Below are 17,528 nucleotides of genomic sequence, written 5' to 3'. Positions count from 1 at the left end.
CGATCCGGCGCCGAGCGCGAGATCCCAACCGGGGTGCGCGCCGCTTTCATGCTCAGGATCCACCGGGAGATCGCGCGGGATGCGGCTCGGGCCGCCGGGGTTCCCCTGGCCCAGCTCGTGGCCGTGGTGCCCGGTGAGGCCGCGCCGGCGGTCACGCTGGCGGTCGAGGGACCTGCCCTCTCCTCGCGCACCCTCAGGGGGCGGATCGCCACCCTCCTCGACGGTGCGCCGGGCCACCTGCCCGCGGGGCCGCTGCTGGCCGCGCCGCGGGTGTTCCGGCTGACCGCGCCGTGCGAGTCGGCGCTGGCCGTCGCGCTCTGGCCGGACCACGTGCAGCCGCCGGCCGCGACCTCGGTGTTCTTCCGCCTCCAGGCCGGCCCCGGCGAGGCGGTGCTCCTGCGGATGGTGGCCGCCGGGCGGCTCGACGCGGGCGAGCTGCGCGCGCTCGACGCGGTGGCGCGCCTGGCGGCGGGCCGGCTCGCGGGCGAGAGCTACCGCCGCGAGGCGGCCGGGCGCCGTGCCGCGTACCGCGTCTACCAGGAGGCCGCCGGCGAGCCGATCCTGGTGCTCGACGCCGGGACCGGGCGGCTGCTCGAGGCGAACCAGCGCCTGTCGCAGCTCACCGGCTGGGGGCGCCAGGAGCTGCGCCGCCTCACGCTGGGGCGGCTCGTGGAGCATCCGGCGCTCGACGCGGGGGCGCTGCTGGAGGCGCTCTCGGGGACCGCGACGGCCTCGGTGGACGACGCCCGCCTGCGGCGCCGGCGCGGCGAGCCGGTGCCGGTGGCGCTCACCAGCGCCCGGATCGAGCTGGACGGCCGTCCGGTGCTCCACCTCATCGCCCGCGACGTGAGCCGCGAGCGGCGCGCGCTCGCCGAGCAGCGGGAGGCGCGCGAGCTGCTCGCGGCGCTGCACCTCGCGGGCGCGCACCTCAGCGTCGAGACCGACGAGGAGGCGGTGTACGGCGTGCTGGCGCGCGAGCTGGCGCGGCTCGGCTACCACTGCGGTGTCCTCGCCCCCGCGCCGGACGGCCCGCCCGCCTTCACGTGGCGGTTCCTGTCCTTCCCGCCGTCGCTCCGGCGCGCGCTCGATCACGCGCTCGGGACCCCGCTGGCGGCGGTCCGCGTCGATCCCATGGAGGCGCCGCTGCTCCGGCGCTGCCTGGCGGAGCGCCGGACCGTGCACACCGACCGGCCGCGCCGCGCCGCCGCCGGGCTCCTCGGCGCGGCGTCGCCGCTCGACCTCCGGCGGCTGGCGCGGCTCGTCGCCATCCGGCGGGTGATCCTGGCCCCGCTCCTGCGCGAGGGGCGGGCCGCCGCGGCGCTGGTGGTGGCGGCGCCGCGGGTCCGGCGCAGCGATCCGGAGGCCATCGACGCGTTCGCGCTGCAGGCCTCGATCGCGCTCGACAAGGCGCGGCTGGTGGGCGCGCTGCGGGACGAGCGCGCCCGGCTGGAGAGCGAGGTCGAGCGGCGCACCGCGGAGCTGCGCCGCGCGGTGACGGCCCTCGAGGCGGCGGACCGGCGCAAGGACAACTTCCTCGCCAACGTCTCGCACGAGCTGCGCACGCCGCTCGTGACGGTGCTCGGCTACGCCGACCTGCTGCTGGCCGACAAGCTGGGCCCGCTCGCGCCCCGGCAGCGCACCGCGCTGCAAGTGGTGGCGAGCAGCGGCCGGCGGCTGCGCGCCTTCATCGAGGAGCTGCTGGAGCTGTCGCGCCACGAGCTGGCGCGGCCCGCCGAGCCGTTCGCGCCGTTCCCGCTCGCGGACGTGATCACGCAGGCGGTGGTGGCGCTCGCGCCGCGCTTCGCCGAGCGCGGGCTCCGGGTCCGGGCGCGGGTGGCGCGCGGCACGCCCCCGGCCCAGGGCCAGCGCGAGCGCGTGCTGCAGGTGATCGTCAACCTGCTCGGGAACGCCGAGCGCTACGCGCCGGCGGGCTCGGCCATCCACCTCGCCGCCGCGGCGGTCGGGGATCGGGTGGCGGTCTCGGTCACCGACCGGGGGCCCGGCATCCCGGTGGAGCACCAGGCGCTGATCTTCGAGCGGCTGTACCAGGTCCGGGACGACGCCCCGCGCCGCGAGGGCGGCGCGCTGGGGATCGGCCTCTCCATCGCGAAGGGGATCGTGGAGGCCCACGGCGGCGAGATCGGCGTCCGCTCGCGCGTGGGCTGGGGCACGCGGTTCCGCTTCACCCTCCCCGCCGCCGCGACCGCGCCCGGCGGGCGCGAGGCCGACGCCTCGTAGCGTCGCCGTCCGTTCGAGGAAAAAAAACGGCGCCCGCGCGCTCCCTGGAACGCGCGGGCGCCGGGCTGCGGCGCAGGGGGGAAGGCGCCGCCGCCTGAGCCGTGCCTAGAAGCGCACGCCGACGTGGCCGGCCAGCTGCAGGTCGACGCGGGTGGTCGAGTCGCGCTCCCCCGCGAGCCCGTCGTACGCGCTCATGGTGTCGCGCGCCGTGACACCGAAGGCGATCGGCCCGCGCTCGACGTTGGCGCCGAGCTCGCTGTACCAGACGAAGTCGGTCTCGGAGTCCACGTTGAGGTCGCGGAACTCGTAGGTGCGCGCGCCCACGCCGACGCCCACGAACGGCTTGAGCGTCCAGTCGGCGGTGATCGCGACGGGGTACTGGCCCTGCAGGCCGACGTCGTACTGGAACAGGTCGAGCTTGGCGTCGCCGTACTGCTTCGCCTCGGTGGGCGACCACGCGAACGAGCCGACCACCGCGACGTACGGGTGGACGTCGTACTTGAGCTTCAGGCCGAGCAGGAACGCGTCCTTGAGCGTGTCGCGCTGGTCGCCCAGGCCCAGGTAGGCGCCGGCGTACGGCGAGATCTCGAACTTGCGCGCGGGCTCCTGCGCCTGCGCGGTACCGGCCATGCCGACGAGGGCGGCGACGACGATGAGCAGCTTCTTCATGGTGACCTTCCTTCCTTCTTGGGAGACGCTGGTCGGCTCGGCTTCCGCGGACGGGGCCGTGCCGGCGCGTCCTCCCGTATTGCATCCGTCGCGCCGGAACGGATCCGGCCAGAATGCCGCGATCTACCGCGCGCGCGTCCCCCGACGCGTCGGGGGACGGACAGCGCCCTGTCGGCGCGCTGAACAGGCCGCAGCGCGCGCGATCAGGCGGCGCCGAGCGCGCGCCGGAGCGCGCCCTCGGCGGCGGCGCGCGCGCCCTGCCGCCGCACCCGCTCGGCGGGGTCGAGCGCCCCGTCGCCCAGGGCGAGCGACCAGCGCGCCAGCTCCAGCGCCGCGCGGCACAGCCGGTAGAACGGCAGCAGCCCCGGCGGCGCGCCCGGCGCAGCGGCCCGCACCCGCTTCGCCAGCGCCTGGCCCTCGGACGACGTGAGGCCGAGCGCGAGCTCGGCGCCGGCGACGTCCCACAGCGCGTCCTGGCAGCCGGCCAGGCCGTGGTCGGCGTGGTGGTCGAGCGCGTCCGCCTTCACCAGCGCGCCGTCGCGGCGCACCAGCCAGTCCCAGGCGTCGGCGGTCCCGTCCACCTCCACCGGCCGCGCCCACCGCACCACCTCCGGCAGCCGCGCCGCCGCCGCGTCCAGGCCGCGCCGCGCGTCGCCCCCGAGCGCCTCGAGCGCGTTCGCACGCGCGGCCTCGAGCAGCGCGGCCGGCCCGGCGCCGGCGTCCGGCGCGGCGGGGAACGCGCGCGCGATGAACGCGAGGTGGCGGGTCGCCGCGTCGAGCAGCACGGCCCGCGGCGGCGGAGGCGCCGCCGGCAGCGGCACCGCGTCCTCCAGCCAGGGCACGAACAGGAAGCCATGGCGCAGCGCCGCGGGCGCGGGCCCGAGCCCCGCGCCCGCCAGCGCCCGGGCGCGCGCGAGCGCGGCCTCGCCGGCGGCCCCCAGCCCGGCGAAGCGCGCCAGCCAGCTGCGCCCGCCCGCGCGCAGCAGGTACTTTCGCCGCTCCCGCCAGCCCTGCGACGGCGGCCAGGCGCTCTGGTCTCCGGGCGCGAACGCGTGCCGCCTCCACCCGCCGGCGGAGAGATCCGCGGGCGGCGCCTCGGCGCGCCCGAGCACGTCCTCGGCCGACCGGTGCAGCGCCAGCGGGTGATCCGCGAGCAGGAGCGCCTCGAACGGCACGTGGTGCCGGGCCGCGCGCGCCCAGCGGTCGAGGATCTCCGCGCCCGCCTCGGGACCGGGCCCGCCGGCGTGGCTGGGGAACAGGTGCACCCGCTCCGCAGGGACGCCGAGCGCCTCCAGCGCGGCGACCGCGGCGGCGAGGCTGCTCCCCGACTGCCCCGGCCCCTCGTCCGCCACCGCGAACACGCCGCGGCGAGCGGCCGCGACGCGCGCCGCGAGCGACGGCCCGAGGTGCACCTCCCGGCGGAACGGCGGGCCCACCGGGCGCACCGTGGCGAGCGGCGGCGCCAGCCCGGCGCCGGCGGCCACCGCCGCGGCGAGGCCGGCCCCGATCGACCGGATCCCGATGACCACTGCGTCGGAGCCCGCCAGCGCGCGCGCCGCGGCGGCGTGACACTCCGGGTAGACCGCGTACAGCGCGTGCCCCTCCGCGCGCCGCAGCCGGATCGCGGCGGGGCGCGGCAGCCGCTCGAGGGGCGCGAGCAGCTCCGGCCCGGGCGGCGCCGTCCGCCCGCCGGCGCGCCACGAGGCCCAGAGCGCGCGCGCCAGCGCCGCCAGCAGGTCCAGCGCGGCGCGATCGGCCGGGCCGCCGTCGTCCGCCCCCGCCGCCGCGCGCTCGGCGTCGGCCAGCCCCTGCGCCAGCGCCGAGGCCTCCACCAGCGCGCCGGCGAGCAGGCCGTGGCGCTCGGGCCCGGGGGCGGCGGCCGCCACGCCCGCCAGCCGCGCCCGCAGCGCGGCGAGCGCCGCGCCGGGCTCCGCCTCGCGCTCCCGGTCGCCGAACCAGCGCACGCTCACGCCCGCGTGGACGCCTGCCGCGCCGCGTCCGGCGCCGGCCCCGCCCCGCGCCCGTCGTGCAGGTGGCGCCAGGCGATGATCCCGAGCGCCTCGAGCGTCGGCACGGGCCAGGCCGCCCCGGCCTCGTCCCGCACGCGCGCGGCGAACGCCGCGAACGCCTCCAGCTGCTCGGGGCTGGGCGAGATCACCGGCCGCGCGTCCTTCGCCTGCGCCAGCGCCTCGAGCGGCGGGACGCCGCGCGCCACCAGCACGCAGAGCGCCACCAGCGCGCTGCGGCCGATGCCGTACTGGCAGTGCACCAGCACGCGCTCCCCGCGCTCCAGCGCCTCGCACGCGAACGCCACGCCCTCGCGCAGCCGCTCCTGCGAGACCGCGCAGGTGTCGCGGGTGGGCAGGTGCAGCAGCCGGATCCCGCACGCGCCCAGCGCCTCGGCGTCGTCGCAGGCCTCGCCGCGAACGTCCAGCACCCGCTGGATCCCGTGCTCGCGGGCGAGCCGCAGCGCGGCCTCGGCCGGGAAGCAGGCCCCGACCGCCAGGCCGGGCGCGACGAAGTGCAGGTCGATCACCCCGGAACGTTGCACCCGCCGCCGCGCCGCGGCACGCGCGGTACCCGAGGCCCGGCAGCGCCCGCCGGCGCGCGCGCTCAGCGGGCGAGCGGCAGGACGACCGTGCCGGCCTCGCGGACCTCGAGCGGCCGCTCGATCGCCACCGCGCCGTCCGGGGACTCGACGCGGATGTCGAGCCGGTACGCACCGTCGGGCAGCCGGACCGGGTGGTGCACGAGCGCCTGCCCGGCGGGCACGCGCAGCTCCGCGCGGCGCATCAGCTCGGCGCCGCGCCGCACCTCCACCTCGAGGCCGGTCGCGCCCGGGATGCCGCGCAGGTCGTAGACCAGCTCCACGTCGCGCGGCGCGGCCCGGAACAGGAGGGCGCCGACGCCGATGGCGCCGACGAGGAGCAGGAGCCGCAGGAGCGGCTTCCGGGTCACGCCCGGTCCTTCCTGGCCCGACGTCGGCGAGACGGCCCGGGGCGGCCGGCCTTCACCTCGGCCTTCACCTCCGGCCGCAGCGCGCCGCCCTCGGCCGAGGGCTTCAGCCGGATCTCCGCCTTCACCTCGATGGCCATGGACGACAGCGCCTTCAGGAACTCGCGGCGGACCGCCTCCGACTCGAGGAACCGGCGCACCTCGTCGGAGAACACGCGCAGGACCTCGCCCTTGGCGCCCTGCGCCTGCTGCCCGATGAACGCGATGACGTCCTTCGGCAGCTTCCAGTCCCGCGCCATCCGGCGGGCGCCCTCCTCGGTCATGAAGAGCGCGCCCACGCCGGCGAGCAGCGCCTTCTTGACCGTGTCGGGGATGAGCCCGCGAACGCCGGGACCGGCCGCCGCGTCCGGCTCCAGCCCGGGAGCGTCGAGCGCGTCGTCCGGCTCGCCCGCCGGCACCTCGTCGTCCTCGAACGGCCGCCCCTCCACGGCGCCCTCCTCGGTCAGGCGCGCGGCTGCGCGCCGATCACCGGCAGGCGCGGCGCCTTCAGCACCTGCGTGCTGACCGCGCCGGCCACGTTGCGGGCCACGCTCAGGAACGCCTCGGCCTGCGGGCTGTCGGGCGCGCCCGCGACCACCGGGACGCCCTTGTCGCCGCCCTCGCGGATGGCGAGGTCGATGGGCACCGCGCCCAGGAAGCGGACGCCCATCTTCTCCGCCGCGGCCTGCGCGCCGCCCTTGTCGAAGATGGCCGTCTCGTGGCGGCAGTGCGGGCACACGAACGCGGACATGTTCTCCACCAGGCCGAGCACCGGGATGGAGACCTTGTCGAACATGAGCTTGGCGCGGATCACGTCGGCGAGCGCCACGTCCTGCGGCGTCGAGACCAGCACCACGCCGGCCGCGCGCACGTTCTGGGCGAGCGTGAGCGGGACGTCGCCGGTGCCCGGCGGCAGGTCGAGCACGAGGTAGTCCAGCTCGCCCCAGTTCACGTCGCGCAGCAGCTGCACCAGCGCGCCGGTGACCATCGGGCCGCGCCAGATCAGCGCCTGCTCCGGGTCGATGAGGAAGCCGATCGACATGACCTTGATGCCGTGCGCCTCGAGCGGATCGAGCTTCTGCCCGTCGCGCGAGGTGGGCTTCTGGTCGAGGCCGGTGAGGATCGGCACCGAGGGCCCGTAGATGTCGGCGTCGAGGATGCCGACCTTGGCGCCCTGGCGGGCGAGGCCCACCGCGAGGTTGATGGCGACGGTGCTCTTGCCCACGCCGCCCTTCCCGGCGCCCACCAGGATGATGTTCTTCACCCCGGGGGTGAGCGACGACTGCGCCACGCCGGGCGCGGAGCGGACCTGCGCGCCCCAGTGGATCTCGACCCGCGCGAAGCCGGCGCGCCGGAGCGCCCCCTCCACGTCGCGTCCGATGGTGTCCTTCAGCGGACAGGCCGGGGTGGTGAGCTCCACCTTCAGGCGCACGGCGTCGCCGTCCACCGAGAGATCCTTGACCATCCCGAGGGAGACGAGGTCCCGGTGAAGCTCCGGGTCCATGACCTTCTTCAGGGCTTCGAGCGCGGCGGCGTTGTCGAGCGGCATGGTCGGCCTTTATAGCGGTCTGCCCTCGGCTTCTCAATCTCAAGGGGCGCCGCTCACTCCAGCGCGTCCACGCGCCAGCGCCCGCCCTCGGCGACCAGCACCGCGCGCCGTCCGCCGCCCACGTCCAGGACGCGGGCGCCCCCCACGTCGCGGAGCGACGCCCCCTGGCCGAGCAGCGCGCGCACCCGCTCGGCCGCCTCCCTCCCGGCCGGCCCGGCGCCGCCGGCGTCGGTGGCGAGGCGCGCCGGGGTGTACGCCCCCTGCCAGCGCGCGGAGAGGAGCGCGTGCGCGTCCGGCCAGCGCTCCTGGCGGAGCGCGTCGGCGAAGCGCCGCAACACCTCGCGGGCGGCGGCCTCGTCGAGGCCGGCCGGGGGAGGCGCGGGGGCGCGGGCGCCGGGACCGGCGCAGGAGAGCGCGGCGGCGACGCACAGCGGGAGGAGCCAGCGGGACGGCACGGGCCGACCGATATCACCCCGGCCGCGGGCGCGCCACGCCGCGCGAGCCCGGTGATACGCTCCGCGGATGCGGGTGCTCCGGGTCGAGGGCGGGCAGGTGCGGTCGGGCGGCGAGGAGCTGGCCGGCCCCGGGGCGCCGGTGTGGATCGACCTCGCGCCCACCGCCGAGAACATGGCGTTCCTGGCGGCGCGGTTCCGCTTCCACCCGCTCGCGCTCGAGGACGCGGCGCACGAGGACCAGCGCGTCAAGCTGGAGCAGTACACGGACAACCTGTTCACGGTGGTCCACCGCATCTCGCCCGCGCCGGACGACTCCGAGCTCCTCACCCACGAGGTGGACGCGTTCCTCACCGCCGAGGCGCTGGTCACCGTGCACGCCGCCCGCATCGCCGAGGTGGACCGGGTGTTCGAGCGGTGCGCCACCGAGCCCGAGCTGCTCGCGCGCGGCGTGGACTTCGCGCTGTACCTGGTCCACGACGCCATCACCGACGCCCACTTCACGCTGGTGGACGCGCTCACCGCGGACGTGGAGGAGCTGGCCGAGTCGGTGCTGGCGGAGCGGCGGGACGAGAGCGACCAGGAGCTGCTCGACCGCATCCTGACGGCGCGGCGGCAGCACGTGCTGCTCCGCAAGCGCTTCGCCCCGCAGCGCGAGGTGTTCGCGGCGCTGGCGCGGCCCGGGCAGGCGCTGGTGCGCGACCAGACCGCCATCTACTTCCGCGACGTGGTGGACCACGCCGTCCGGCTCACCGAGGAGATCGACACCGGGCGCGACCTGCTCGCGTCCGCGATGGACGCCTACCTCTCGTCCACGAACAACCGGCTCTCCTCGGTGATGACGCGCCTCACGCTCATCTCGACCATCTTCCTGCCCCTCAACTTCATCGGCACGTTCTTCGGCATGAACCTCGACATCCTGCCACCGCGCCTCGCGGTGCCGCTGGTGCTCCTGTCGATGGTGGTGATGCCGGTCGCGATGTACGGGGTGTTCCGGCGGAAGCGCTGGCTGTAGCCGCTCAGCGTCCGATCGGCACCACGTCGCCCCGGGCGCCGGGCGGCTGGACCCGCACCTCGCCCTCCTGACCCTCGCCGCCGTCCACCGCGATCTCCACGTCGAGGAACCGGCGGATCACCTCGGCGTTGGTGGTGAGGTGCCGCGTGATCGTGGCCACGCTGTAGCGCGTCACCGGCACGACGCCGGGGGCGGCGGGCAGGATCCCGGCCGCGGCCAGCGCGGCCGGCAGGAGCAGCTGATCGCCGAGGTGCAGGTCGACCGCGGCGCCGCCGCGGAGGTGGTCGCGCAGCCCCTCCACCGCCAGGTCCGCGACCTCCTCCGGCGACCGCTCGCGCGCGCTGACCGCGCCGTGCCCGGTGCGGGTCCGCTCGAACGTGGAGACCAGGAGCACGTGCCCGCCCCGCGAGGCGCGCGAGGGCACCGGCACCCGCTCGGCCTCCGCGGGGATGCCCGCGTCGCGCAGGCCGCGCAGCGCGCGCGCCGCCTGCCGCTCGGCGATCTCGAAGCCGAGCCCGCCCACCATCGACACCACCTCGACGTCCTGCAGCGTGCCGCGGTGGCGCACGTCGAGCGGCGGCATCGGGTGCGCCGGCTCGATGCGGGCGGTCATCTCGCCGCCGCCCTCGGGGTAGAACCCGGCCGCCTGCAGCTCCAGCCCGAACCGGAACCCGAGCCGCGCCACCGCCGGCGCCCACACCAGCGCCAGGTAGTGGAACGTGGGCGCGTGGTCCTGGTGCGTCCCGCCGCGCAGGGTGAGCGTGGAGGGTGCGCCGGCCAGCGCCAGCGGCCAGCACACCGTCTGGAACAGGAGCGGCGTCGAGCCGGCGGTCCCGATGTCGAAGGCCCAGTCGCCCGCGCGCGGCGCGTGGCGCGGCCGGAACTCGAGCGCGCTCGAGCCGACCTCGTCGCCCGCGAGCTCCGCCTCCACGATCCGGGCGGTGGCGCGCGCCGCCTCGCGGTGCTGCGGGCGCAGCCCCGGCTTGAGCCGGTGCTCGCGGATGCGCTCGATGGTGAACGGCCGCCCGGTGACCGCCGACAGCGCGAGCGCGGTGCGCAGGATCTGGCCGCCGCCCTCGCCGGCGCTGCCGTCCAGCACGATGGGGAGATCCGCCGGCATCGGCGCAATGTAGTCCGGCGACGCCGCGGCGTTAAGCGGTGCGTGGGCTGGGCCGGCCGCCCCCTCCCCGGGGCGTGCTACAAGGCGCGGGTGATCGCCGCCGTCGCCGTGTTCGCCCTCACCTACGTGGCCGTCGCCGCGGGACGCTTCCCCTATCTCTCGGTGGATCGCCCCGCGGCCGCCCTGCTCGGCGCCGTCCTGATGGTCGCGCTGGGCGTGCTCACGCCGGCGGAGGGCGGCGCGGCGGTGAACGGCGAGACGCTGGGCCTGCTCCTCGGGATGATGGTCCTGACCGCCTACCTGGGGGAGGCGGGGTTCTTTCGGTGGGCCAGCTGGAGGGTGCTGCGCGCGGCCGGGACGCCGCGGACGCTCCTCTGGGGCGTGGTGTTCACCGCCGGTGCGCTCTCGGCGCTGCTCGTGAACGACACCGTCTGCCTGATGATGACCCCGCTCGTGCTGCGGATGGTGGACGACGCGGACCTGCCGCCGCTGCCGTACCTGCTGGCGGTCGCGTTCGGGTCGAACGCGGGCTCGGCGGCCACGCTCACCGGCAACCCGCAGAACATGATCGTCGGGACGCTCTCGGGCATCGGCTACGGCCGCTTCGCCGCGGCGCTGGCGCTCCCGGCGCTCGCCTCGCTCCTGCTGGTGGCCGCGCTGCTCCACGCGCTGTTCCGCCGCGTCCTGCCCCGCGGCGCGCTCACCGGCGGCCGGCCGGCGGCGCCCGAGGTGGACCGGGCGCTGCTCGCGAAGGCGCTCGGCGCGCTGGCGGTGGCGGTGGCGGGGTTCCTGCTCGGCCTCGAGCTCGCCTGGACCGCGCTGTTCGCGGCGGCGCTCTGCATGGCGGTGGCCGGGCGCGCGCCGCGGGAGGCGCTGCAGCGGGTGGACTGGCCGCTGCTCGTGTTCTTCGCCGGGCTGTTCGTGGTGGTGGCGGGCATCGGGCGGGCCGGCGTGACCGAGCGGATGTACCAGGCGGTGGCCCCGCTGCTCGGGGCGGATCCGGCGCGCCAGTCGGCGGTGTTCGGCCTGTTCTCGATCGCGGCGTCGCAGGTGGTCTCGAACGTGCCGTTCGTGATCCTGGCCGGCGAGTGGATCCCCCGGCTCGCCGATCCCACCCTGCTCTGGCTCGCCACCGCGCTGTGCGCCACGCTGGCGGGCAACCTGACCATCGTCGGCTCGGTCGCGAACGTCATCGTCCTCGAGCTGGCCGGCGCGCGCGGCCGCATCGGCTTCTGGCGCTTCTTCCGCGCGGGCGCGGTGATCACGGCCGCGACGGTGGCCGCCGGGCTCGGGATCCTGCTCCTGGAGCACCGGCTCGGGCTGATCGGGTAGCCTTCAACTCGTTGGGATGACAGCGGCTTTTGACGCCTCCCGGGAAGCACCCCAGGCAGGGCGGGACGGAGCGTGAGATCGGCCGCTCCGCCGAAATAGGACCCGCCGTTCTCCGTAGGGTTCTGCATGGTTGCGGTGGCCGCACTCCCCGATCTAGCTTTCGCGCTCACCTGTCCCGCAGAGGAGCGCTCGTTGGGTCCCTCACTGTCCGGCGAGGCCGCGTGGACGCGGGCGGCCGCGCGAGGCGACCGGCAGGCCTTCTCACGGCTGGTGGACCTGCACAAGCGCACGGTGTTCGCCCTCTGCGTCCGGCTGCTGCGGGACCAGGACGAGGCGCAGGACGCCGCCCAGGAGGCGTTCGCGCGCGCCTACGCGAGCCTGGCCGCGTTCGATGCCTCGCAGCCGTTCGCGCCCTGGCTGCTGCGCATCGCCCGCAACCACTGCCTCGACGTGCTCCGCCGGCGCCTGCCGCAGGCGCAGCGGGTCGAGCTGGACGCGGACCCGGAGGACGGCGCGCCGCGCGACCTCGCCGACCCGGACGCGCCCCGCGGCGACGACGCGCTGGAGCGCCGCGAGCTGGCGCGCACGATCGAGGCCGCGGTCGCGGCCCTGCCGGCGAACTACCGCGAGGTCGTGCACCTCTTTCACGTGGAGCACCTCTCCTACAAGGAGATCGCCGCCGCCATGGACGTCCCCATCGGCACCGTGATGACCTGGCTGCACCGCGCCCGCGCGCGGCTCAAGGCGACCCTCGACGCGAGCGCCCCGGAGATCACGCCATGACGACCTTCACCGGACACCTCACCGACGCGCAGGCGCAGCGCCTGATGGACGGGATGCTGCTCGAGGCCGAGGCGGACGAGGTCCTGGCGCACGCCGGCGGCTGCCCGGAGTGCCAGGCGCTCACCGAGTCGTACCGCGTGCTCGGCGACGCGCTGGGCGAGGCGCTCGGCGCCCTCGAGCTCCCGGAGCTGCCGCGCGACTTCACCGCCGGCGTGCTCTCCCGCATCGACGCCCGCGAGCACGCGGTCCGGCGCGAGCGGCGCTTCGCCGTCGCCATCCTCGCCGCCGTGCTCGTCGCGATCGGCGTCACCGTGGTGGCCGCCGGGGCCGGCACCTGGGCGCCCGCCGCCAGCCGGCTCGCCGGCGGCCTCGGCTCGGCCGGCGAGGCGCTGCGGCTCGGCGCCGGCCTGGCCGCCACGCTGCTGTCGGCGCTCCGCTTCCAGCTCGCGCTCGCGTGCGCCGTCCTCGCCGTCCCGCTGCTGTTCGCGCTCTCGCGCCTCATCCCCTCGGCGCGCGCAGAGCTCGCCTGACCGGAGCCAGAATGCTCTTCGCCCTCCTCCTCGCCGCGCTCACCCTCGAGAGCCCCGAACCGCCGCCGGTCGTGAACGCGCAGGCGACCGCCCCGGCGCCGCGGCCGCCCCGGAAGCCCGCGCCGCGCGCCCGGCCCGAGGCGGCCCTCCCCGCGCCGCCGGCCCCGCCCGCGCCGCCCCAGCGCCAGGCCCCGCCGTCGGTGCTGCAGGGTGAGTGGCCGGCGCCGTCCGGGAAGCGGGTCACGATCGACGACACCACCTCGCTCGACGACGCGCTCGAGGAGATCGCGAACGCCGCCGGCTGGGACGTGGTGCTCAACACCGGGCGCACCGGGAACAAGCTGCTGGTGCTGAAGCTCCGGAACGTGCCGGTGGAGGACGCGCTCAAGGCGGCGCTGGCCGGGACCGAGCTGGTCGCCACCCGCACCGGCGACATGGTGGTGGTCGCGCCGACCGGCGAGCGGACCGGCGCGGCGCCCGGGGCGCTCTCGGGGTTCGACAAGCCCAGCGGCAAGCGCTTCACCGGCGACTTCGACCACACGCCCGTGGCCGAGGCCATCCGGGTCATCTGCAAGTCCGCCGGGCTCTCCGTGGTCATCCCCGACGAGGCGGCCGGGACCGTGAGCGGCCACTTCGTGGACATCCCGGTCGAGGAGGCGCTGCAGGCGGTGCTGGTGCAGGCGGGGCTCTCCGCGGAGCGGGCCGGCTCGCTCATCACGATCCGCGCCGGCCGCGGCTTCGGCCTGCGGATCCCCCAGGGCATCGCCGACGAGGCGCGCCGCTCCGCCGAGGAGGCGCTGCGCCAGGCCGAGCGCGAGCTGCGCCGCGCCGGGCGCGAGGTGGACGAGAGCGGCGGGCGCGATCGGCAGTCCACCGGGCAGGACGTGGTGGTCCGGTCCGGCGAGGTCGTGCGCGACGTGAACGTGGTGCGCGGGAGCGTGCAGGTGCAGGGTGGCGCCGCGGCGCGCGACGTCTCGTCGGTGTTCGGCTCGGTGCAGCTCGACCGCGGGGCCGCGGCGCGCGACGTCTCCTCGGTGTTCGGCGGTGTCCGGCTGGCCGGCGGCGCGGTCACGCGCAACGTCGTGGCGGTGGGCGGGGACGTCGAGATCGGCCCCGGCGCCGCGGTGGAGCAGGACGTGGTGAGCGTCGGCGGGCGCGTCATCGTGGACCCGAGCGCCACCGTGGGCGGGGACACCAAGTCCATCCCGTTCCCCAGCCTCCCGGGCGTGTTCGGCCGCACCGCCTCCAACTTCTTCCGCGAGGCCTCGCCCATCGTCGCCGTGCTCGAGGCGCTCATCTCCTTCGCGGTGCTGTTCGTGCTCGGCCTGCTGGTGCTGGCGCTGTTCCCCCGGCGGCTGGAGGCGGTGGCGAGCTACATGGTCGCGAGCCCGGGCAAGTCGCTGCTCGCCGGCACGCTCGGCACGGTGGCCATGCCGGTGCTGCTCGTGCTGCTCGCCGTCACGGTCGTCGGCATCCTGCTCATCCCGGTGCAGATCCTGGGGATGATCGCGGCCGGGGTCCTCGGCGTCACCGCCCTCACCTTCCACGTGGGGCGCGCGCTGCCGGTGCCGGAGCGGCGCCGCACCGTGGTCCTGCAGCTCGCGCTCGGGACGGCGATCTTCGTGGTGCTCGCGCACATCCCGTTCGTCGGGGCGCTGGTCTGGATCGCGACCTGGCTCATCACCTTCGGCGCGGTGCTCCGCTCGCGGTTCGGCCAGCAGTCGCCGCCGGTCCTGCCCACCACGCCCGTGCCGCCGCCCGCCGCGTTCTAGGCCGCGGTCAGCGGCGCATCCGCGGCGCGCCCGCCGGCAGGCGCGAGAGCGCCTCCACCGCCGCGCGTCGGACGCGACCGTGGTAGTCGCTCCGCAGCGCCTCCAGCCGCGGCGCGGCCGCCTCGTGACGCAGCCGGCCGATGGCGCGCGCCGCCACCGCCCGCACCTCGGCGCGATCGGCGGTGAGCTGCGCGGCGATGGCCGGCCCGGCGTCGCGGGCGGCGAGCTGCGCGAGCGCCTCGATGGCCTCGGCGTCCGCGAGCGAGCCCGGGCGCGCCAGCCAGTCCACCAGCGGCTTCACCGCGGCGGGCGCGCCGGTCTTGCCGAGCGCGAACGCCGCCGCCGGGGCGGAGGCCCCCTCGAGCAGCGCGGTGAGCGGCGCCACCGCGCTCGCGCCGCCGGCGTCGCCCAGCGCCACCGCGAGCGCGGAGCGCCAGCTGCCGTCGTCGGGCGCCGCCTGCCCCGCCGCGCGCGCCAGCGCCGGCACCGCTCGCGGCCCGGCCCGGCCCAGCGCCGCGGCGGCCGAGAGGCGCACCTCGGGCGCGCCGTCGTCGAGCGCGGCGGCCACCGCCCGCAGCGCCGCGTCGGTGCCCAGCCCCGCCAGGCCGGCGATGGCGCCGGTGCGCACCGCCGCGTGCGGATCGCGCACCGCCTCGAGCAGGAGCGGCTCCGCGCCCGGCGCGCGGAGCCCGCCAGCGGCGGCGAGCAGCGCGCCCAGCTCGCGCGCGTCGCCGTCGCCGGTGGGCGGGCGCGCCCCGGCCCGCGCCGCGGCGGTCCCCGCCCCTGCGGGCAGCGCCTCCGGCGCCGGCCGCCCGAGCGCGGCCGCCCGGCGCGCGGAGAGCGTCGCGGCGCGGTCGCGGAGCGGGCCGGCCGAGCCCGGCGCGCCGAGCCTGGCGAGCGCGCGCGCGGCGGCGGCGCGCAGCCCGGGGTCGCCGCGCGCAGGGTCGAGCAGCGGGAGCAGGCGCGCGGCGGCCGCCTCCGCCGCGGCGCCGGTGAGGCCCAGCTCGCCGAGCGCGGCCAGGGCGGCCTCGGCCCCGGGCCGGCCCAGCCGCGCCAGGAACGGGCGCGCCGGGCAGTCCGCCTCGCGCAGCCGGACCTCGCGCGCGGCCCGCGCCGCCACGGCGGGATCGGCGCTCCGCACCGCCACCTCGCAGAGCGCCGCCCCGACCTCGAGCGCCTCCGGCAGCGCGGCGAGCGCGTCCGCCGCCGCGGCCGCGATCCGGCCGGAGGACGCGAGCGCGACGGCCTCGAGCGCGGCGGTCGCCCCGGGATCGCCGAGCCGGCCCAGCCCGCCGGCCCCGGCCTCGATCAGCTCCGGATCCGGCGAGCGCAGGAGCCCCTCGAGCGCCGGCCGCGCCGCCCAGTCCCCGGCCTCGCCCAGCCCGCGCGCCGCGCCCGCCGCGAGCGCGCGATCCGCGTTGCGCGCCGGATCGAGCAGCGGCACGAGCCGCGCCACCACCTCGGCCCGGCCGCTCGCGCCGAGCTCCTCGGCCGCGCCCGCGCGGGCCGGCCCGCGCCCGCCCAGGGCCGCCAGGTTGCGCTCCCACAGCGTGCGCGCCTCCTGCTCGACCGCCTCGCGCAGCGAGACGCCGACCGCGTCGAGCGCGTCGGCGATGGCCGCGCGGCCCTCGGGCGACGCGTCCGCGTAGGCGACGCGCAGCGCGCCGCGCGCGCGCGGCTGGTCCGGCATGCCGGCGAGCCCGCGCGCCGCCGCGGCCGCCACCGTCGCGTCGGGATCCGCCAGGAGCGCCCCGAGCGCCTCGGCCCCCTCGGCGCCGCCGCGCGCCGCGAACGCCTCGGCCGCCGCCCGGCGCACCTCGGCGCTGCCGTCGCGCTGCGCGACCAGCAGCGTGGCGAGCGCGTCCGCGCCGCCGCGCGCGCCCGCCGCGCGCACCGCCGCGGCGCGCCGCGCCGGGTCCGGCGACCCGAGGTCGCCGCCGCCGCAGGCGAGGCACGCGGCGAGGAGGGCCGCGAGGCCTGCACGGCATGGACGGGCTGCGAAGGTGGCGGCTGCGGGAACGCGGGACACGGGCCGCCATGCTCGCCGCGAACCCCGCCGCGCGCAAGCGCGGGCGCCCGCGGCGGCCAGCGCCCTTGGTCAGCGGCGGCGGGTGCCGGCGCGGCCCGGGCGCGACGGGCGCGACGGCCGGGACGCGCGGCCGCCGGGGCCGGGGGCGGCGGCCCTCGGACCGGCGCGGCTCGCGCCGCGAGCCCGCGGCCCGACCTCGTCCGCGTCCGGCTCGGCCGGCGGCGGGGCCGCGCCGGGCGCCGCCGGCGGCCCGTGGCCGTGGCGGCGGGCCGCCTTCGGGAGCTCGCGCACCGACGGTCCCCGGGCCGGCGTGCCGGACTCGAGCCCGACCCGCTGCCGCAGCGCGCGCACCTCCTCCGGCTCCAGCCGGCGGAACCTGCCGGGCCGCAGCCCGCCGACGCCGATGCCGCCGAACTCCGGCCGGAACAGGCGCTGGACCTGCAGCCCCACCGCCTCGCAGAGCCGCTTCACCAGGTGGAAGCGGCCCTCGCCCACCACCACGCGGATCCACACGTTCCGGTCGGCGTGCTCGTGGACGGCCACCTCCAGCGCGCGCGCCGGGCCGTCCTCCAGCCGGACCCCGGCCTTCATCCGCTCCAGCGCCTCCGCCGGCGGATCGCCCTTCACCTTCACCAGGTACACGCGCTGATGGCCGTAGCGCGGGTGGGCCAGGCGGTTCGCCAGCTCGCCATCGTCGGTGAGCAGCAGCGCGCCCTCCGCGTCGTAGTCGAGCCGGCCCACCGGGAACGGCCGCCCCGGCACGCCGCGCAGGTACTCCATCGCGGTGGGGCGACCCTGCGGATCCGACGCGGTGGTGACGCAGCCGGACGGCTTGTAGAGCAGGTAGTAGCTGCGCTGCTCCGGCTGCGAGACGAGCGCGCCGTCCACCGTGACGAGGTCGCGCCCCGGGTCCACCTTGGTGCCCAGCTCGGTCACCGTGCGCTGGTTGACGCGCACGCGGCCGGCGCTGATGAGCGCCTCCGCCTTGCGCCGCGAGGCGATGCCCGCCCCCGCCAGGAACTTCTGCAGCCGCTCCTCGGCCATC

General features: G+C 77.9%; 16 protein-coding genes. 6 read left to right on the top strand and 10 right to left on the bottom strand.

The features are described from left to right. Positions 1–117 precede the first annotated feature (117 nt). A complete protein-coding gene (locus A2CP1_RS11450) occupies positions 118–2,238 on the top strand; it encodes a PAS domain-containing sensor histidine kinase (protein WP_245529763.1) in 2,121 nt (706 codons plus the stop codon). Positions 2,239–2,343: 105 nt separating this feature from the next. Here the strand turns inward: A2CP1_RS11450 and A2CP1_RS11445 are convergent, their stop codons facing one another. From A2CP1_RS11445 to A2CP1_RS11415, 7 genes are all read right to left on the bottom strand, one after another. After that, positions 2,344–2,907 carry an outer membrane beta-barrel protein gene (locus A2CP1_RS11445; RefSeq protein ID WP_012633449.1) on the bottom strand — a complete coding sequence of 188 codons (564 nt, stop codon included), beginning with the start codon at positions 2,905–2,907 and terminating at the stop codon, positions 2,344–2,346. 203 nt (positions 2,908–3,110) lie between these two features. Next, positions 3,111–4,877, bottom strand: coding sequence for a hypothetical protein (locus tag A2CP1_RS11440; protein WP_012633448.1), 1,767 nt, complete (start codon positions 4,875–4,877; stop codon positions 3,111–3,113). Then, positions 4,874–5,443, bottom strand: coding sequence for a protein-tyrosine phosphatase family protein (locus tag A2CP1_RS11435; RefSeq protein ID WP_012633447.1), 570 nt, complete (start codon positions 5,441–5,443; stop codon positions 4,874–4,876). Before A2CP1_RS11435 ends, A2CP1_RS11440 begins: the two co-directional genes overlap by 4 nt. A 77-nt stretch (positions 5,444–5,520) precedes the next feature. Next, the gene (locus tag A2CP1_RS11430; protein WP_012633446.1) at positions 5,521–5,865 is read right to left on the bottom strand and encodes a hypothetical protein; all 345 of its coding nucleotides are present in this window, start codon (positions 5,863–5,865) and stop codon (positions 5,521–5,523) included. Further along, positions 5,862–6,350, bottom strand: a complete 489-nt coding sequence (locus A2CP1_RS11425) for a hypothetical protein (RefSeq protein ID WP_012633445.1) — start codon at positions 6,348–6,350, stop codon at positions 5,862–5,864. Before A2CP1_RS11425 ends, A2CP1_RS11430 begins: the two co-directional genes overlap by 4 nt. A 14-nt stretch (positions 6,351–6,364) precedes the next feature. Next, the gene (locus A2CP1_RS11420; protein WP_012633444.1) at positions 6,365–7,450 is read right to left on the bottom strand and encodes an Mrp/NBP35 family ATP-binding protein; all 1,086 of its coding nucleotides are present in this window, start codon (positions 7,448–7,450) and stop codon (positions 6,365–6,367) included. 53 nt (positions 7,451–7,503) lie between these two features. Next, entirely contained in the window at positions 7,504–7,905 is a 402-nt protein-coding gene (locus A2CP1_RS11415; RefSeq protein ID WP_012633443.1) for a hypothetical protein, read from the bottom strand. 67 nt (positions 7,906–7,972) lie between these two features. Here A2CP1_RS11415 and A2CP1_RS11410 point away from each other — a divergent pair, with 67 nt between their 5' ends. Next, complete coding sequence (locus A2CP1_RS11410) at positions 7,973–8,917, top strand: magnesium transporter CorA family protein (RefSeq protein WP_012633442.1); 945 nt, start codon at positions 7,973–7,975, stop codon at positions 8,915–8,917. 4 nt (positions 8,918–8,921) lie between these two features. On the opposite strand, the gene rtcA is transcribed toward A2CP1_RS11410, so the two are convergent. Then, positions 8,922–10,037 carry an RNA 3'-terminal phosphate cyclase gene (gene rtcA / locus A2CP1_RS11405; RefSeq protein WP_012633441.1) on the bottom strand — a complete coding sequence of 372 codons (1,116 nt, stop codon included), beginning with the start codon at positions 10,035–10,037 and terminating at the stop codon, positions 8,922–8,924. Positions 10,038–10,079: 42 nt separating this feature from the next. On the opposite strand from rtcA, the gene A2CP1_RS11400 reads away from it, so the two are divergent. The 4 genes from A2CP1_RS11400 to A2CP1_RS11385 all read left to right on the top strand — a co-directional run bounded on the left by A2CP1_RS11400 (position 10,080) and on the right by A2CP1_RS11385 (position 14,454). After that, entirely contained in the window at positions 10,080–11,369 is a 1,290-nt protein-coding gene (locus A2CP1_RS11400; RefSeq protein WP_012633440.1) for an ArsB/NhaD family transporter, read from the top strand. Positions 11,370–11,561: 192 nt separating this feature from the next. Next, complete coding sequence (locus A2CP1_RS11395; RefSeq protein WP_012633439.1) at positions 11,562–12,152, top strand: RNA polymerase sigma factor; 591 nt, start codon at positions 11,562–11,564, stop codon at positions 12,150–12,152. After that, entirely contained in the window at positions 12,149–12,682 is a 534-nt protein-coding gene (locus tag A2CP1_RS11390) for an anti-sigma factor family protein (protein ID WP_012633438.1), read from the top strand. Before A2CP1_RS11395 ends, A2CP1_RS11390 begins: the two co-directional genes overlap by 4 nt. A gap of 11 nt (positions 12,683–12,693) precedes the next feature. Next, on the top strand, positions 12,694–14,454 hold the full coding sequence (locus A2CP1_RS11385; RefSeq protein ID WP_012633437.1) for an STN domain-containing protein: 1,761 nt from the start codon (positions 12,694–12,696) through the stop codon (positions 14,452–14,454). Positions 14,455–14,461: 7 nt separating this feature from the next. Here A2CP1_RS11385 and A2CP1_RS11380 read toward each other — a convergent pair whose 3' ends face one another. Next, on the bottom strand, positions 14,462–16,483 hold the full coding sequence (locus A2CP1_RS11380; RefSeq protein ID WP_081444544.1) for a HEAT repeat domain-containing protein: 2,022 nt from the start codon (positions 16,481–16,483) through the stop codon (positions 14,462–14,464). A 69-nt stretch (positions 16,484–16,552) separates the two neighbouring features. Next, positions 16,553–17,527: a pseudouridine synthase gene (locus tag A2CP1_RS11375; RefSeq protein WP_012633435.1), complete on the bottom strand. Its 975-nt coding sequence runs from the start codon at positions 17,525–17,527 to the stop codon at positions 16,553–16,555. Between the last annotated feature and the right edge of the window lies 1 nt (position 17,528).

Source organism: Anaeromyxobacter dehalogenans 2CP-1 (genome assembly GCF_000022145.1).
In the GTDB taxonomy this organism is placed as follows: Bacteria; Myxococcota; Myxococcia; order Myxococcales; family Anaeromyxobacteraceae; genus Anaeromyxobacter; species Anaeromyxobacter dehalogenans.
Note: the sequence above shows the minus strand (reverse complement) of the source record. Positions and strands in the feature narration are given on the sequence as shown.

What these genes read in the sequence shown, in the direction of transcription:
- A2CP1_RS11445 (WP_012633449.1), bottom strand. Translation starts at nt 2,907, where the DNA reads ATGAAGAAGCTGCTCATCGTCGTCGCCGCCCTCGTCGGCATGGCCGGT.
- A2CP1_RS11420 (WP_012633444.1), bottom strand. Translation starts at nt 7,450, where the DNA reads ATGCCGCTCGACAACGCCGCCGCGCTCGAAGCCCTGAAGAAGGTCATG.
- A2CP1_RS11410 (WP_012633442.1), top strand. Translation starts at nt 7,973, where the DNA reads ATGCGGGTGCTCCGGGTCGAGGGCGGGCAGGTGCGGTCGGGCGGCGAG.
- rtcA (WP_012633441.1), bottom strand. Translation starts at nt 10,037, where the DNA reads ATGCCGGCGGATCTCCCCATCGTGCTGGACGGCAGCGCCGGCGAGGGC.
- A2CP1_RS11390 (WP_012633438.1), top strand. Translation starts at nt 12,149, where the DNA reads ATGACGACCTTCACCGGACACCTCACCGACGCGCAGGCGCAGCGCCTG.
- A2CP1_RS11385 (WP_012633437.1), top strand. Translation starts at nt 12,694, where the DNA reads ATGCTCTTCGCCCTCCTCCTCGCCGCGCTCACCCTCGAGAGCCCCGAA.
- A2CP1_RS11375 (WP_012633435.1), bottom strand. Translation starts at nt 17,527, where the DNA reads ATGGCCGAGGAGCGGCTGCAGAAGTTCCTGGCGGGGGCGGGCATCGCC.